This is a genomic window from Yersinia alsatica, from assembly GCF_902170305.1.
Taxonomy (GTDB): domain Bacteria; phylum Pseudomonadota; class Gammaproteobacteria; order Enterobacterales; family Enterobacteriaceae; genus Yersinia; species Yersinia alsatica.
Genome location: NZ_CABHWW010000033.1, coordinates 63,980 through 80,771 on the forward strand (window position 1 = coordinate 63,980; position 16,792 = coordinate 80,771).

Genomic DNA, 16,792 nt, shown 5'->3' on the forward strand with positions numbered 1-16,792 from the left:
GAGCCATAATGAGCCACTATTTTCTCGGCATTGACCTTGGCGGCACGGTGACCAAAGCCGGGATTTACACCGCCGAAGGACGTGAAATTGCAGTTACTGAGCAGCCTTTGCCGGTGTTCAGCCCTCAAGCTGGGTTTTGTGAACGTGATATGGAGGCTTTATGGCAGGCGACTTGCCGGGTGATTCGCCAGACAATCAATGAGGCTCAACAACAGTCAGGGGTGCTGGCGGAACAAATCCGTGGTGTTAGTTTCTCCGCCCACGGCAAAGGGTTATATCTGGTGGATAAACAAGGCCAGCCGGTACGCCACGGCATTGTCTCCTCTGATTCCCGCGCGCTGGACTTAGTGAGCCGCTGGCAAAAAGAGGGCAAAGCCACTCAAGCTTATGCACTCAGTCTGCAACAACTGTGGCCGTCGCATCCGGCGGCCCTACTGCGCTGGCTCAAAGAGAATGAACCGGATAACTATCAGCGCAGCGGTTATGTGCTCATGGCCCATGACTATATTCGCTATCGCTTAACCGATGAGTTCACCATTGAAGAAACCAATATCTCCGGCAGCAATCTCTATAATCAATACAGTGGCGGCTTTGACCCACAACTGATGAAGATTTTCGCCATTGAAGAAGTAGCAGAGAAAACAGCACCCATCATCGGCTCTGCTGATTTAGCCGGTTATATCAGCGAACTGGCGGCGGATGCCTGTGGCTTAAAAGCGGGCACACCGGTATTCGGCGGCATGTTTGATGTGGTAGGTGCAGCATTAACCTCCGGTTTACATGACAGCCACCAGCTCAGTGCGGTGGCCGGAACCTGGTCAATTGCCACCCGGGTATTCGAGGCAGTGCAGCCGTCCGATTATCCTTATGTGTGGGGGAAATATTGCATCCCCGGCACTTATTTCGTCCACGAAGGCAGCCCTACATCAGCCAGTAATCTGGCTTGGTTTGTGAAACAATTTCTGCCAGATATTGCCGGTGGCTATCAAACCCTCAACCACTGGGCAGCATTGGGCTATGAAAAATCGCAAGATATTCTGTTCTTCCCGTGGCTGTATGGTTCTAATCACAGTGCCAATCTCAGTGGCGGCCTGCTAGGCCTCAGTGGCCACCATACTCTGGAGGATATTGTCTATGCGATTTATCAGGGGATTGTCTTTTCGCACCTGCTGCATCAGGACAAGATCCTCGCGTTAGAGCCGGGCACCGACTGCCTTCGCTTTACCGGTGGCCCAACCCACTCAACCATCTGGATGCAAATGTTCTGCGACGCCAGTAATTTACCATTGGAAATAGTCGATATTCAGCAATCTGGTTGCCGGGCCGCCGCCCTGTGCGCAGCTGTAGGAAGTGGTTATTACAGCGGATTTTCAGAGGCGATTCTTGCCAGCCCACCGCCGATGACTCGCTTGTTACCTAATGCTGAAAAGCATCAGATACTCAGAGCCCGTTTTGACAAATTCAAGCGCATCGCCGAAGCCTTAAGCACGGTAATGTAGCAGTTTAATATGCAGGATTTAGCGGTAAGAAGCCCGCTTACAGCAGAGTTATCTGCTGGCGGTCGGCCAGTGTCCCACCATCATGCTGTCAGAGCCATCGATAAGTGCGGAAAATGAGATCCACCCTTTATAAAGAGGGTGGGGCCGTCGCTTAAGTCAGACAATCTATAGTAAAATCATCGTTAAAAATAGATAGGCTGGATTTGCTATACCCAGAATAATTCGAATTGCAGGAAAGCGGCAAGCGCAGGCCCGAAGGGTGATTGAGTGCAGCCAACGCCCATGCAGTTGGTGTATGAAGGGTAAAATGCTTGTTTCTGTTATCGAACGCTTTCGCTAACTGCTGTTGAATGTGAGAAAAATATGTCAAACAAACCGTTCCACTATCAGGATCCCTTCCCGCTAAAGGAAGACGATACTGAGTATTACCTTGTCAGTAATAATCATGTCTCGGTTGCACAGTTTGAAGGCCACGACATTCTCAAAGTCGAGCCAGAAGCCCTGACTCTCCTTGCCCAACATGCTTTCCACGACGCCTCATTCCTGCTCCGCCCCGCCCATCAAAAGCAAGTCGCCGCTATTTTGGATGACCCGGAAGCGAGCGAAAACGACAAATATGTGGCTCTGCAATTCCTGCGCAATTCCGAAATCTCTGCCAAGGGGATTTTACCGACCTGTCAGGATACCGGCACTGCCATTATTGTAGGCAAAAAAGGTCAGCGCGTTTGGACCGGCGGGAATGATGCTGAGGCACTGTCTCGCGGCGTGTATAACACCTTTATTGAAGATAACCTGCGCTATTCGCAAAATGCCGCGCTGGATATGTATAAAGAGGTGAACACCGGCACCAACCTGCCAGCACAGATTGATTTGTACAGTACCGAAGGTGAGGATTACAAATTCCTGTTCGTCACCAAAGGCGGCGGCTCCGCTAACAAAACCTATCTGTATCAAGAAACCAAGGCGCTGCTGTCACCGGGTAAGTTGAAAGACTATCTGGTTGAGAAAATGCGCACCTTGGGTACCGCGGCCTGCCCGCCATACCACATCGCCTTTGTTATTGGCGGCACCTCCGCTGAAAGCACCCTGAAAACAGTGAAGCTGGCCTCAACCAAGTATTACGATGGTTTGCCAACTGAGGGGAATGAGCACGGGCAAGCTTTCCGTGACATTCAACTGGAGCAAGAATTGCTGGCAGCCGCACAAGACTTAGGTCTGGGCGCGCAGTTCGGCGGCAAATACTTTGCTCATGATGTCCGAGTGGTGCGGCTACCTCGCCATGGCGCTTCTTGCCCGGTGGGGATGGGGGTTTCCTGCTCAGCCGACCGCAATATCAAAGGCAAAATCAACCGCAAAGGTATCTGGCTGGAAAAACTGGAGCAAAATCCGGGGAAATATATTCCTGAGCATTTGCGCCACAGCACAGAAGGCAAAGTGGTTAAAATCGACCTTAACCGCCCAATGCCAGAGATTTTAAAAGAGCTGTCGCAGTATCCGGTATCTACCCGGCTGTCACTGAGCGGCACTATTATTGTTGGCCGTGATATTGCCCATGCCAAATTGAAAGAGCGGCTGGACAACGGCGAAGGACTGCCGCAGTACATTAAAGACCATCCAATCTACTATGCTGGCCCGGCCAAAACCCCTGAAGGTTATGCTTCTGGTTCGCTCGGGCCAACCACGGCGGGTCGTATGGATTCTTACGTGGACCTGCTGCAATCCCACGGCGGCAGCATGATCATGCTGGCAAAAGGTAACCGTAGCCAACAAGTGACCGACGCCTGTCACAAACACGGCGGCTTCTATCTGGGCAGTATCGGTGGTCCGGCCGCAGTATTGGCGCAAAACAGCATTAAGAGCCTGGAATGTGTGGAATATCCTGAACTGGGGATGGAAGCCATCTGGAAGATTGAAGTAGAAGATTTCCCGGCCTTTATCTTGGTTGATGATAAAGGTAATGATTTCTTCCAACAGATTCAGGCAGCAAAATGTAATCGCTGCGGTTAACTTCGTTTTTCAGCCCCGGTGACACCACCGGGGTCTGTTATCTGCTAAATTCTGTCTCGCTGCGGTGTTTTTCATCCTTTATTGCTGAATGGTTTTTAAGCACTCTGCTGGTGCAATTTATTAACCTCGCCACAAGATTGTGGTGGGAGTCTTTCCATTATCCTGCTAAAAATCTCCGCTTTATTATTACTCATCAATAGTTAGCCGTTGCGGTCTGGCGTCAGATAAATGGGCCATTTTCGTGCAATGAAAAGCCCTAATTTAGTGCAATGATTTTCAGTTTTACTATTTGATTTTTATTGAAAATTCTTCGTTGACAATCAGTCCGAATGCTTTTTATAGTGACCCTGACTTCTCCGCAAGAACGCCAACGTTGTCGGCTTGTGGTTATGGCAATAGAGCCCTCGCAAATGTCATCTGACTTTGCTGGGCTTTTTTTTTGGCTTTTTTTCAGACCCACTTTTTTAACCAATGCCAGGGGTATTCACTTATGTCTAGAATAAAATGGTCCAGAATAAAATGTCATTCCACCGCGCTCTCTATCGCGTTGAGCGCTGCACTTGCCGTGAGCTATTCAGGAATGGCGACAGCGGCAGAAAAACCAGTGAAAATTGGCTTGCTGGAAGATGCATCCGGTAATTTTGCTTTGCCGGTTATCCCCAAGATTCATGCAACAGAGCTGGCTGTAGAAGAAATTAATGCTAAAGGTGGCATACTCGGACGCCCCATCGAGCTGGTCAAATACGATACGCAATCCGATAACACCCGCTTCCAACAAATGGCTCGGCGCTTAATTAAAAATGACAAAGTGGATGTGATATTCGGGGCTTTCTCCAGTGCCTCGCGTGAAGCTATCCGCCCAATTATGGATCGCGAAAAGCAGCTCTATTGGTATAACAATCAGTATGAAGGCGGCGTGTGTGACTCTAATGTTTTCGTCACTGGCGCAGTCCCTGAGCAGCAGTTCTCAACCTTGATTCCGTGGATGATGGAGAAGTACGGCAAAAAAGTTTACACCATTGCCGCCGACTATAACTTCGGGCAAATCTCTGCCGAATGGGTACGCAAAATTGTTGAAGAGCATGGCGGCACCATGGTGGGCGAAGAGTTTATCCCACTGAGTGTTTCGCAATTCGGTCAAACCATTCAAAACATCCAGAAAGCCAAACCTGACTTCGTGATGACCTTGCTGGTCGGGGCAAACCAATCCTCCTATTACGAGCAGCAAGCCGCGGCCAAACTGAACTTGCCAATGGGCAGTTCGGTCAATGTCGGCCAAGCTTATGAGCACAAACGCTTCAAAGCACCGGCACTGAAAGATATGTATATCACCGCTAACTACATCGAAGAAGTAGATAGCCCAGCCAGTAATGATTTCAAACAGCGTTTCCACGCTAAATTCCCGAACGAGCCTTACATTAATCAGGAAGCCGCCAATGCCTATGATGCCGTCTATCTGTACAAAGCGGCGGTCGAGAAAGCGGGTAGCACTGATATGGATGCTGTACGTAAGTCACTGGAAAGCGGCGACATCTGCACCGATGGCCCCTCTGGCAAAGTCTGTATTGATCCGAAAAGTCACCATTTGAGCCACACCATCTATCTGGCGCATGTGAAAGATGACCACTCAATCGAGATCCCCAAAGTGTGGAGCGATATCAAGCCTTATTGGTTAGGTGAAGCCGGCTGCGATTTACCGGTTAAACCTGATAACAGCCAATACACCCCTTCTTCACCACCGAAAAAAGCCTAAATCGAGCTTCTTGGTAGGGAAGTGACCGTCAGTGGCGGGCTTCCCTGTGTTATCCATTTTCAATGGTGTCAATCAGGACACCGGGGATTGCCAAACGATGTTAACGCTATCCTTTCTCTATTCGGTGATTTATCAGTTTGGCGATAACTTCGCCTATCTGGTGCTGGCAGCACTGGGACTGGCGGTTATCTTTGGCATGATGGGCGTGATAAATCTGGCACATGGCGAGTTCATTATGTGTGGGGCTTACGTCACCATTCTGATGAATAAAGCAGGTTTGCCACTGCCCTTTGCCATGCTAGCCGGTACCTTGGCTGCCGCATTCTTCGGCGGGGTGGTGGAGCGCTTGGTAGTGCGCCATCTATATGGTCGCTTATATGATTCAGTGGTGGCTACTTGGGCTATCAGCCTGATTGTGCAGCAAAGTATGCTGCTGATCGCCGGGCCGTCACTGGAAGGGTTGTCGACGCCTTTCGGCTCTTTCATTCTCGGCGAATACTCGTTTGCCACCTATCGCGCACTGCTGCCTTTCTTCGCAATTGCCATCTTAATGGTGCTCTATTGGCTGTTCTTCCACACCAATTATGGTGTCTGCGCCAGAGCCACGATTCAAAACGCTCGCATGGCATCCTGTTTGGGACTGGAAACGGACCGCATTTACACACTGACATTTGCACTGGGTGCCGGGCTGGCCGGACTGGCGGGGGCAATTTATGCCCCAACATTGACCGCCGTCCCCACCATGGGCAGCAGTTTTATTGTGCAAGCCTTTGTTTCTGTGGTTGTCGGTGGCGCAAATGTTCTGGTTGGCACTATTCCTGCAGCAATTGCACTGGGTGCCATACAAACCGGGCTGAACTCTTGGTATGGGCAACTGGCCGGGCAAATTGGTTTGCTGGTCACCGCCGTACTGGTTATTCGCTTGCTGCCGAATGGTGTTGGCAGCCTGTTTACCCGTAACCGCTAGGAGCCGCATGTGACAATGACTTCTCTTAATCTATCGACGGCGAGCGCCAAAAAAGGCCCGCCATCCACTACTCGACGGGTCGCACTGTTGGTGATTGTGGGCGCACTGGCCCTGCCGCTGGTAGTCGATAGCGCCATGATCGGCGACTTTTCTTACTTCTTGTTATGGACATTCTGCGCCATCGGGTTAGCGGCAATGTGGGGGCATGGCGGCATTTTATCGTTCGGCCAGACCGCGTTCTTTGGCCTTGCCGGCTACACCTACGGCGTGATGACCCTGAATTTTGGTGATGGGGTGCTCTCCACGTGGTCTGGCTTAATAGTGGCGCTGCTGGTGGCCGCCGCCGTAGCTGCCGCACTGGGTTATTTGATGTTTTACGGCGGGGTAACCGGCATTTTCATCGGCATCGTGACCTTGTCTTTCACTCTGGTGCTGGAAACCTTTATGTCACAAACCGCAGGCCCGCACTGGGCTATCGGTAGCGCGCGACTGAATGGTTTTAATGGCATGTCAGGGATGCCGCCCCTGTCTCTCCCTGGGTTTGGTGGCGAACGGCTGACACTGGAGGGCAATGCATTCTATTACCTGATTATCGTGCTGCTGGCCGGGGTTTATTGGGGAGTGCGGCGCTTATTGCGCTCTAATTTTGGTCTGACGCTGGCCTCTATTCGTGAGAACCCACGGCGGGCCGAAATGCTGGGGATTGATATCCGCCGCTACCAATTACTGGTGTTCGTGCTCGGCGGCGTGCTCTCCGGGTTATCCGGCGCACTTTATACCCTGTGGGGCTCTTACATCACGCCATCGTCCATGGGGCTGACCGCGGCGGCAATGCCGGTTATCTGGGTGGCAACCGCCGGGCGTAAAAATATTTTTGGCACCGTGGTCATCACGGCGCTGCTGGTGTGGTTATCCCAATGGTTGGCTATTTATGGCAGCGAATACGCCATGATTTTACTCGGTGCCATTCTGCTGTTTGTGGTACTGGCCGCACCTAATGGCTTATTGCCGTGGTTGGCGGAGAAAATCACCCGCTTGGCTGCAGCACGCCAGAAGCGAGGAGAGCCACTATGAATCAGCTATCAGAAGAATTGATCCTCGAAACCCGTGGGTTAAGCAAACGCTTTGGTGGCATTCAGGTTATCAATCAGGTGGATTTGCAAATTCGTCGTGGCGAGGTGCGCTGTGTTATTGGCCCTAACGGGGCCGGTAAAAGTACCTTTTTCAAATTGCTCACCGGTGAACATACCCCCAGCGCTGGAGATATTCGTTTCTTCAATCAACGGCTGAATACATTAGCTCCTTTCCAGCGTATTCGGATGGGCATGAGCATTAAATTTCAGATTCCCGGCATCTTTCCAGAACTGACGGTTGAGCAGCATTTGCAACTGTCTCTCAGCCACTTACGCCCGGAGGTTCGTTCACAGGCGGCCAGTGTCGATGAGTTATTAGAGCGCTTTAAGCTCACCACTGAATACCATCAGTTGGCCGGTAACTTGTCTCACGGCAAGAAACAGTGGCTGGAAATTGCTATGGCGGTGTCACTTCGCCCTACCCTGCTGATGCTTGATGAACCAGTGGCCGGTTTATCTATCGACGAAACCTATCTGACGGGTGAGCTAATCAAACAGATGCAAAGCGACGGTTTGACACTGATGGTGGTGGAGCACGACATGACATTTGTGCGCCAGATTGCCTCGCAGGTCACGGTGCTGCATGGCGGGCATGTTTTTGCTGATGGCCATGCCGCCGAAGTGCTGGCGCGCGAGGATGTGGCGGATATCTATTTGGGGAAAGCGGTATGACTAGCGTGGTGTTACAAATAGACGGCCTGACTGGCGGTTACGGCGGCGGGCAAGTGCTCAATGGCGTCACATTGCAGCTGCATGCGGCAGAAGTTTTGGGCTTGATTGGCCGAAATGGCGTGGGCAAAACCACCTTGATGCGCACCTTAATTGGGGCGGTGCCTGCCAAACAAGGCAGCATTTTGTTAGGCGAAATTGACATCACAAATGCATCACCGCAGCGCCGTGCTCGCCTAGGTATTGGCTATGTGCCACAAGGGCGTGAAGTGTTCGCGGGCCTGACTGTGGCCGAGAACCTGCAAGTCGGAATGCAGTTTGTGCGTGAGCACCGCGAGTTCGCCAAAGACTTGCTTGAGCGAGTGCTGGATTACTTCCCGATTTTACGCCAAAGACTCAAACAAAAAGCCGGCACCATGAGTGGTGGCGAGCAGCAACAGCTGGCTATCGCCAGAGCTTTGGTAGGATCGCCCAAAGTATTACTGCTGGATGAACCCTCTGAAGGTGTTCAGCCCTCAATCGTCAACATCATCGCCGATACCTTGGTACGAATTGCTCGCGAGCTGCATGTGGCGGTGATTCTGGTGGAACAGGATATCGCGATGATCCAGCGAGCCGCGCAACGTTGCAGCGTAATGGATAAGGGTCAGGTGGTCGACACCCTGACACAACAACAGCTTTCCGATGATCTTTTAATGCGCCGCCATCTGGCACTGTAACCAGATGCCACGACTGCGCAGCTACCCTTACGACATGGAGAATTGCTAATGAAATGGCTGGAAGAATCAATCATGGTCAAACGTGGTGTGGGTGCCGGACGTAAACCGGTGACTCACCATCTGACGGAAGAGATGCAGAAAGAGTTCCATTACACCATCGGCCCTTACTCAACCCCGGTATTGACCATTGAACCCGGAGACCGAGTCATTGTGGACACCCGCGACGCCTTCGAAGGGGCCATCAACTCAGAGCAAGATATTCCGAGCCAACTGTTAAAAATGCCATTTCTCAACCCACAAAATGGCCCCATTATGGTCAATGGTGCCGAAAAAGGGGATGTGATTGCGGTATATATCGAATCCATGCTGCCGCGTGGCGTCAATCCGCACGGCATCTGCGCCATGATCCCGCATTTTGGTGGGCTGACCGGAACAGACCTGACCGCCATGCTGAATGACCCACTGCCAGAAAAAGTACGCATGATTAAGCTCGATAGCGAAAAGGTCTACTGGAGCGAGCGCCATACCCTGCCCTACAAACCCCATATTGGCACGTTGAGTGTCTCGCCAGAGATTGACTCCATCAACTCGCTGACCCCGGATAACCATGGCGGAAATATGGACGTGCCGGATATCGGGCCGGGCAGTATTACTTATCTGCCGGTACGCGCCCCCGGCGGCCGCCTATTTATTGGTGATGCCCATGCTTGCCAAGGGGACGGGGAAATCTGTGGCACCGCGGTGGAGTTCGCCTCCATAACCACCATCAAAGTGGATTTGATTAAGAACTGGCAGCTCTCCTGGCCACGGATGGAAAACGCAGAAACCATCATGAGCATTGGCAGCGCACGCCCATTGGAAGATGCCACCCGCATTGCTTACCGTGACCTGATTTACTGGCTGGTGGCCGATTTTGGCTTTGAGCAATGGGATGCCTACATGCTACTAAGCCAGTGCGGCAAAGTGCGGTTGGGTAATATGGTTGACCCGAAATACACCGTCGGCGCCATGCTAAATAAAGAACTGTTAGCGCAATAATTCTTGCCCCCGGCGCAGGTCGGGGTGTTTTTCGCGTTCGCTCAATCGCCATATTCAAATGGCATAAGCAGGTGCATATGGATTCAGAGACACCCGTCAATATTGGCTTACTGTACTCCTTCAGTGGCGTGACAGCGGCACAAGAACTGTCGCAATGGCGCGGAGCGACACAGGCTATTGCTGAAATTAACCAAAATGGCGGTATCAACGGTAGGTTGCTGAATGCTATCCATTTTGATCCACAATCCGACGATGCCCAGTTCCGTGCACTGGCTGAGCAATTGATTGTTGAACATGAAGTTAATGTGATTTTTGGCGGTTACACTTCCAGTAGCCGCAAAGCTATGTCACCGGTGGTGGAAAAATATCGTCGGCTGCTGTTCTACTCGCAACTGTATGAAGGTTTTGAGTTTTCCGAGAATATTTTCTATGGCGGTGCAGCCCCTAATCAGAACTGCGTACAGTTGGCTGACTATCTTACGGGTCAGTTTGGTGCGCGGGTTTATCTGATTGGCTCTCGCTACATTTACCCTTATGAATGCAATCGCAATATGCAGGAGTTGATTCTGCAACGCCACGATGGCGCAGTAATTGGCGAGCGCTATCTTGATCTGAATGCGCCTTATGAAGCTTTCCTTCCGATCATTGAGGAGATCGCGAAAAAGCAGCCAGACTTTATTTTCAGTACCGTGGTCGGGCAAACCGTGCCCTTTTTGTATCAAGCTTATCAAGCCGCGGGCTTAGATCCCGCCCGTATGCCGATTGGTAGCCTGAATACCTCAGAAACCGAGGTTGCCATTATGGGGGCGGAAGTGGCACAGGGCCATTTCAGTTCCGCGCCCTATTTCCAAAGCATTGCCAGTAAAGCGAATCAGTCGGCACTCAAGCAATTCCACCAACAATTCGGGCCGGAATTCACCACCGATATGAATTGGGAAGCCACTTACAGTCAGGTGCATCTGTTCGCCAAAGCCATGGCAGAATGTGGCAGTGACCACATCTATCCACTGTCAGCCGCCCTGCGCGGCAGCCAGTTTGATGCCCCACAAGGCCGCATTCGTATTGACCCACTGAATCAACATACCGGGCTATATCCACGCATTGGTATGGCGAATGAAAGTGGGCAATTTACCATCATGCAGGAATCTCGCCGTATCGTCGAACCCGACCCTTACATGACTAATCAGATTCAAGGCGATTGGGTCACCAAACTCACGACAGTGGGGTATCCACATGCGACCTAGCGATAGCCGAATCAGTGCGACGGCCCTGTTACTGAGTCGCGGGGTCCGCTGTGTGGTGTTACACCCTGATGATGACGACGGTGAAACACTGACGAATCATTTACGCCGTATGGGCTTTAAAGTTCAGGCTTTCTGGCCAATCCCCGAACAACTGCCTGCAGATACTGACCTGATTTTCTATGCGTTACAGTCAGATAACCCCGAGCCGGACGTGTCATGGCTCGACCACCATAAGCATGCCCTGATCGCCGTGATTGCTTATGAGAACCCGACATTCATTGATCAGGCTCTTAACATGGGGGCCGGTAGCACCATCACCACCCCCATCCGAGCCTCAGGTTTGCTGTCAGCCATGGTGCTTGCTTTGCATCATGCCCAACAGCAGCGGCAGATGAGCGCCCAAATTGAGCGGCTGGAAAAAAAAGTGCTGGGGATCCGCCAAGTCAGTGAAGCTAAAGCCATTCTGATGCGAATGCACAGCATTGGCGAAGAGCAGGCCTATGAGATTTTGCGCCATCAGGCGATGGATAAACGTATTACCGTCGAAGAGATCTCATGCGCATTGATTCAGGCCAATGACATTCTTTCCTGGACGACACCGACAGCAGCCAATAACCGGAAGAACTGAATTTTAATTGCCGAGGAACCCTTCGAGCATAACAGTCATTATTTGTGAGGATAATCATGCCAATAGCTCCCTTTCTTGCCGCCGCAGTTCAGTTTGAACCCTTGATGTTTGCCAAAGAGGCCAATGTGCGTCAGTTACTGACATTAGTTGAGCAAGCGGCACAAAAAGGGGCGCGCCTGATTACCACACCAGAAATGGCCACCACGGGTTACTGCTGGTTTGACCGGCAGGAAATCGCCCCCATGGTAGAAACCGTCCCCGGTGATAGCACCGCTCGCTTTGCTGAACTGGCGCAACGTTATCAATGTTATATCGTGTTGGGGATGCCAGAAGTGGACCCGCAAACCGGCCTCTATTACAACAGTGCCGTATTAATCGGGCCACAGGGTGTGATTGGCTGCCATCGCAAAAGCCATCCCTATATTTCAGAACCTAAATGGGCTGCCGCCGGTGATGTCGGGCATCAGGTTTTTGATACCCCACTGGGGCGCATTGGCATGCTGGTCTGTATGGATATTCACTTCCCCGAAACCGCCCGTTTACTGGCGCTGGAGGGGGTTGATGTCATTTGTCACATCAGTAACTGGCTGGCCGAGCGCACGCCCGCCCCTTACTGGATCAGCCGGGCGATGGAAAATGGCTGCTACCTGCTGGAAAGCAATCGCTGGGGGCTAGAGCGAGGTGTGCAATTCAGTGGCGGCAGTTGCGTTATTGAACCTGATGGCAATATTGCTGCCGTCGTCGATGGCGGAGATGGTATTGCCTATGCCGAGATTGATATCAGCCGGAGCCGACAACGTCAGGTGCTGGGTGAGCCGGTGTTTGAACAACGCCGACCTGACTATTATCACTCACTCTTGAGTGACAGTTTTTTATGGAATCCACAAGATTTCTTTGGGCTTTACGGGCAACAACCTTTACCACCGGGCAAACAGAGTCGTATCACCGTCGCGCAATTCTCCTCCACTGAGCGGATGGATGACAATTTGGCGACCATAATGGCTATGACCGAAGAAGCCGTGCTTCAGCAAGGCAGTGAATTTATTGTGTTCCCTGAATTAGCGCTAACTGGCTACCTCGCAGGTGCGGCACATGCGCAAACACTGGAAAGCCCCGCAGTACAGGCATTAACTCGTTTATCCATGAAATTGCGCGTGTATCTGGTGGTAGGTATGGCCGAGAAACAGCCGGATAAAAACTATAACACTCAGGTTCTGTTTGGCCCGGAGGGAATCATTGGCAGCTATCGGCAAATACATCTTTCTCAGACCCAGCAACAGTGGGCCAGTGCTGGGGAGCAGTGGCGGGTATTTGATACAGCACTGGGGCGAGTTGGATTGCTGTCAGGCCATGATGCCATACTGCCGGAATCAGCACGGATTCTGGCACTGATGGGATGCGATATTATTGCCTGCTCAGCCGCTGTAGCTGCGGGCTTTACTGGCGCGCATCAGGGCAGCACGGTGTTGCAAAATTACCCCATCCCGACCGGAGCTGATCCGCTTCACTGGCACTTATTCAGAACCCGTGCAGGGGAAAATAACCTGTATCTGGCTTTTGCCAATGCCGTCGATAGCACTCATGAGCAGGGGGGATACAGCGGCATATTCGGGCCTGAAACTTTCGCCTTCCCACGACAAGAACAGTTGCTATGGCAAGAATCCCAAACAGTGACGCAAACCATTGATACCCGTTCTCTGGTGGGCAGTCCTTACCCCACCAATGTCGTGCGCCGTAAAGATCTGGTCAGCATGCGCCAGCCGCATCACTACAAACCACTACTGAATTAATCCCCGCCCCCTGATATAACCCGGTCAAATAGGGCCGGATTATATCTTCCACACCACATTTCTGCACATATGTGCAAAACCCACATTATCACGCAAAATAAAAATGTGATCGAAATCCAAAATTTGTCCTGAATAAAGTGGGTTAACACAAAAACCACTTTTCTATTTATTTAATACAAATCAAACCATTAAAGATATATGCACACTTGTGCGTTATCTACGGTTAATTTCGACGTGGGAATTAGATGATTATGACAGAATGGCGAGCTGATTCATTATTTCGTGCTTTTGACTTAAAAAATGGAAAGTGATTATATCAAGCCATAGATAATTTAATGACATTTGCACAAATGTGCAAGAGGCTGAAATGGAAAAGAACGATGACCTACGCCTGATGGTGAAAATTGCACAAATGTATTACGAGCAAAATTTCACCCAAGCAGAAATAGCGCGGGCACTGGGAATTTACCGAACCAGTATCAGCCGGATGCTAAAAAAAGTGCGCGAACAAGGTATTGTCACTATTTCAATCAACTACAACTATAACGAGAATTTGTTGCTGGAGCAGCAGTTGAAATCGCGCTTTAAATTACGTGAAGCAATTGTGGTTTCTTCAGAACAAGACCAATCGCCAGAACATCAACTGATTTTAATGGCAAAACAGTGTGGCGCACTGCTTAATCGAATTATTGAAAATGGCGATATTCTGGGTTTCTCTTGGGGCAGTGCTATCGCCACGCTGGTTGAGCAAATGGATACATCACCAGTGTCGCGCCAACTGACTTGTATCCCGATGGTTGGCGGCCCGTCAGGGAAATTAGAAAGCCGCTTTCATGTCAATACTCTGGTCTACAGCGCCGCCATGAAATTAAAAGGAGAGTCACTGCTGATCGATTTCCCGGCCATTCTGGAAGAGAGTGCTATCCGTGATGGTATTGTGCAATCTCAGCATTATCAGGCCATTGCAGACTATTGGCAGCGGCTGGATATCGCCATATTCGGCATTGGTTCACCGAATATTTCGGGCAACTCTACCTGGCGAGCTTTTTACGGCAGTGATGTAATTGAGCACTTTAATGACCGACAGGTTGCAGGTGATATTTGCTCACGTTTTTATGATTTACAGGGTAATCCGGTGGAAACCTATATCTCGGATAAAACGATTACCATTCAATTAGACAAAATTAAGCAAGCTCGTTATTCCATTGGAATTGCCCACTCCCACGAAAAAATCAGCGGGATTATTGGCGCCATCAAAGGAAAATATATTAATAGCCTGGTGACCACCAAAGAGACAGCTGAGGAGATACTTAAAATAACGGCATAAACCATAAATGAGTATCAATGACTAGATAAGATGTGGGTAAGATTATTTCAATAAAAAACTAATTTTACCCTGATATCAAATAACAGTTTACGAAATCACACGTTGCAGTGTGTGGCTGAGTATTATCCAAATTTAGATAGACAGGGAAATGTAATAACAGGAGGCAAAATGGTTAAGGTTATTTTTTGTGCTCACGGTGATTTAGCCGTTTCAATGCTGAACTCCGTCAATATGGTGTATGGCGAAACACAGAATATTACTCCGCTGCTATTTAATCGTGGTGAAAATGCCGAGAACTTAGTCGAGAAAATGCAAGATGTGATGGCAAAGAGTGACAATAGTTCTTGGTTAATTGCAGTGGATTTACAAGGTGGTAGTCCTTATAACGCTGCGGCTCGCCTGGCATTCGGTAACAACCATATTCAGGTCATCAGTGGGTTATCACTGCCATTGGCGCTAGAAATTGCCGATAACCAACAAACTATGGCGGCGGAAGAACTCACGGATTATTTACTCGACATTGGTACACAGTGCGTGCAGTCATTCCGACACCAACAATGCAATGAAGAAGAAGAGGCCGACTTTATATGAAAATCAATCTGGCAAGAATTGACGACCGGCTGATTCATGGTCAGGTCACCACGGTATGGGCGAAAGAAGCCAAAGCCGGACGTATTATCATCTGTAGCGATGAAGTTTATAACGATGAAATCCGAAAAACGTTATTAAAACAAGCTGCGCCACCGGGAATTAAAGTGAATGTCGTTAATATAGAAAAAGCTGTGGCGGTTTATCACAACCCGAACTATGCCAATGACACTGTATTTTATTTATTTACTAACCCGACAGACGTTTTACGCTTGGTCGACCAAGGGGTAAAAATTGATGTCATTAATATTGGCGGCATGGCCTTTAAACAAGGGAAAACGCAATTAACCAAAGCGGTTTCGGTTGATCAGGACGATATTAATGCTTTTTATGCATTAGGTGAACGTGGCGTTCATTTAGATTTACGGGTAGTCACTTCTGACCCTCAGGTGGATGTGATTAAAAAATTACGCGAGCTGGAGTCTAAATAACGACACCTAACTTGATAAATAAATAATAACCCAGGCTTTATTAAACATTTAAATCCGATTACTTAACCTGGACAGAAAACCATTCTTATCGCGCACAACGTGAGAGGTTTTATATCGTCCAAAGAGGTCACCATGGAAATAAGTTTAGTACAGATAATCTTAATATTTATTTTCGCCTGTATTGCCGGTATGGGAAGTGTGCTGGATGAGTTTCAAACTCACCGGCCATTAATCGCCTGTACTATCACCGGGTTGATCCTCGGTGATATGACCACTGGCGTTATTCTCGGCGGTACGTTGGAGTTAATCGCCTTGGGCTGGATGAACGTCGGGGCCGCGCAATCCCCAGACTCCGCGCTCGCCAGTATTATTTCCACCATTCTGGTCATTGTCGGCCATCAAAATATTGCCACAGGTATTGCCATTGCCCTACCTGTCGCGGCGGCAGGCCAAGTACTGACCGTCTTTGCCCGTACTATCACCGTCGTTTTCCAACATGCCGCAGATAAGTACGCAGAAAAAGCCAATTTTGCCATGATCGATTTAATGCATGTTTCGGCATTACTGGTTCAGGCATTGCGGGTAGCCATACCGGTACTGATTGTCTCCATCTTTGTCAGCGCCGATACCGTCAGCCATATGCTCAGTGCCATCCCTACCGTCGTCACCCATGGGTTACAAATTGCCGGTGGATTTATCGTGGTCGTCGGTTACGCCATGGTGCTCAACATGATGGGCGTGAAGTACCTGATGCCCTTCTTCTTCCTCGGTTTTATTGTCGGGGGTTACCTCGGTTTCAGCCTACTCGCCTTCGGTGGCATCGGCCTGATTATTGCCCTGCTGTATATCCAGTTAAACCCGCTTTATCAGAAACCGGCGGCTCCTGTAGCGCAGGCCAGCCAAGCCAAACTCGATGAATTAGAAGATTAGGAGACGCCG

Annotated in this window: 15 protein-coding genes; all 15 read left to right on the forward strand. The window is 50.1% G+C overall.

All coding sequences use genetic code 11. From position 1 onward, the window contains the following. The first annotated feature begins 8 nt into the window (after positions 1-8). The 15 genes from FTA96_RS19455 to FTA96_RS19525 all read left to right on the forward strand — a co-directional run bounded on the left by FTA96_RS19455 (position 9) and on the right by FTA96_RS19525 (position 16,783). Positions 9-1,499: an FGGY-family carbohydrate kinase gene (locus FTA96_RS19455; protein ID WP_145574649.1), complete on the forward strand. Its 1,491-nt coding sequence runs from the start codon at positions 9-11 to the stop codon at positions 1,497-1,499. Positions 1,500-1,862: 363 nt separating this feature from the next. Further along, positions 1,863-3,506, forward strand: coding sequence for a class I fumarate hydratase FumA (fumA, locus tag FTA96_RS19460; protein WP_050150195.1), 1,644 nt, complete (start codon positions 1,863-1,865; stop codon positions 3,504-3,506). A gap of 490 nt (positions 3,507-3,996) precedes the next feature. Further along, a complete protein-coding gene (locus FTA96_RS19465; RefSeq protein ID WP_050106414.1) occupies positions 3,997-5,259 on the forward strand; it encodes an urea ABC transporter substrate-binding protein in 1,263 nt (420 codons plus the stop codon). 97 nt (positions 5,260-5,356) lie between these two features. Next, entirely contained in the window at positions 5,357-6,226 is an 870-nt protein-coding gene (locus tag FTA96_RS19470) for an ABC transporter permease subunit (RefSeq protein ID WP_050133331.1), read from the forward strand. A 9-nt stretch (positions 6,227-6,235) separates the two neighbouring features. After that, entirely contained in the window at positions 6,236-7,300 is a 1,065-nt protein-coding gene (locus FTA96_RS19475) for an ABC transporter permease subunit (RefSeq protein WP_050106415.1), read from the forward strand. Beyond that, positions 7,297-8,031, forward strand: a complete 735-nt coding sequence (locus FTA96_RS19480) for an ABC transporter ATP-binding protein (RefSeq protein ID WP_050106416.1) — start codon at positions 7,297-7,299, stop codon at positions 8,029-8,031. The genes FTA96_RS19475 and FTA96_RS19480 overlap by 4 nt, the downstream gene beginning before the upstream one ends. Then, on the forward strand, positions 8,028-8,747 hold the full coding sequence (locus FTA96_RS19485; RefSeq protein WP_050106417.1) for an ABC transporter ATP-binding protein: 720 nt from the start codon (positions 8,028-8,030) through the stop codon (positions 8,745-8,747). The genes FTA96_RS19480 and FTA96_RS19485 overlap by 4 nt, the downstream gene beginning before the upstream one ends. 48 nt (positions 8,748-8,795) lie before the next feature. Continuing rightward, on the forward strand, positions 8,796-9,785 hold the full coding sequence (locus tag FTA96_RS19490) for an acetamidase/formamidase family protein (RefSeq protein WP_050106418.1): 990 nt from the start codon (positions 8,796-8,798) through the stop codon (positions 9,783-9,785). Positions 9,786-9,862: 77 nt separating this feature from the next. Then, on the forward strand, positions 9,863-11,029 hold the full coding sequence (locus FTA96_RS19495; RefSeq protein WP_050133114.1) for a transporter substrate-binding domain-containing protein: 1,167 nt from the start codon (positions 9,863-9,865) through the stop codon (positions 11,027-11,029). After that, positions 11,019-11,657 (forward strand): ANTAR domain-containing response regulator, encoded by a 639-nt coding sequence (locus tag FTA96_RS19500; RefSeq protein ID WP_145574651.1) that lies wholly within the window; start codon positions 11,019-11,021, stop codon positions 11,655-11,657. Before FTA96_RS19495 ends, FTA96_RS19500 begins: the two co-directional genes overlap by 11 nt. 56 nt (positions 11,658-11,713) lie before the next feature. Next, a complete protein-coding gene (locus FTA96_RS19505; RefSeq protein WP_145574653.1) occupies positions 11,714-13,447 on the forward strand; it encodes a nitrilase-related carbon-nitrogen hydrolase in 1,734 nt (577 codons plus the stop codon). Between the two features lie 367 nt (positions 13,448-13,814). Continuing rightward, the gene (locus FTA96_RS19510; RefSeq protein ID WP_050106422.1) at positions 13,815-14,774 is read left to right on the forward strand and encodes a sugar-binding transcriptional regulator; all 960 of its coding nucleotides are present in this window, start codon (positions 13,815-13,817) and stop codon (positions 14,772-14,774) included. Between the two features lie 168 nt (positions 14,775-14,942). Next, positions 14,943-15,365 carry a mannose/fructose/sorbose PTS transporter subunit IIA gene (locus FTA96_RS19515; protein ID WP_050106423.1) on the forward strand — a complete coding sequence of 141 codons (423 nt, stop codon included), beginning with the start codon at positions 14,943-14,945 and terminating at the stop codon, positions 15,363-15,365. Next, positions 15,362-15,853, forward strand: a complete 492-nt coding sequence (locus FTA96_RS19520) for a mannose/fructose/sorbose PTS transporter subunit IIB (protein WP_050106424.1) — start codon at positions 15,362-15,364, stop codon at positions 15,851-15,853. The genes FTA96_RS19515 and FTA96_RS19520 overlap by 4 nt, the downstream gene beginning before the upstream one ends. A gap of 132 nt (positions 15,854-15,985) precedes the next feature. Then, a complete protein-coding gene (locus FTA96_RS19525; RefSeq protein ID WP_004706333.1) occupies positions 15,986-16,783 on the forward strand; it encodes a PTS mannose/fructose/sorbose transporter subunit IIC in 798 nt (265 codons plus the stop codon). Positions 16,784-16,792: the final 9 nt, after the last annotated feature.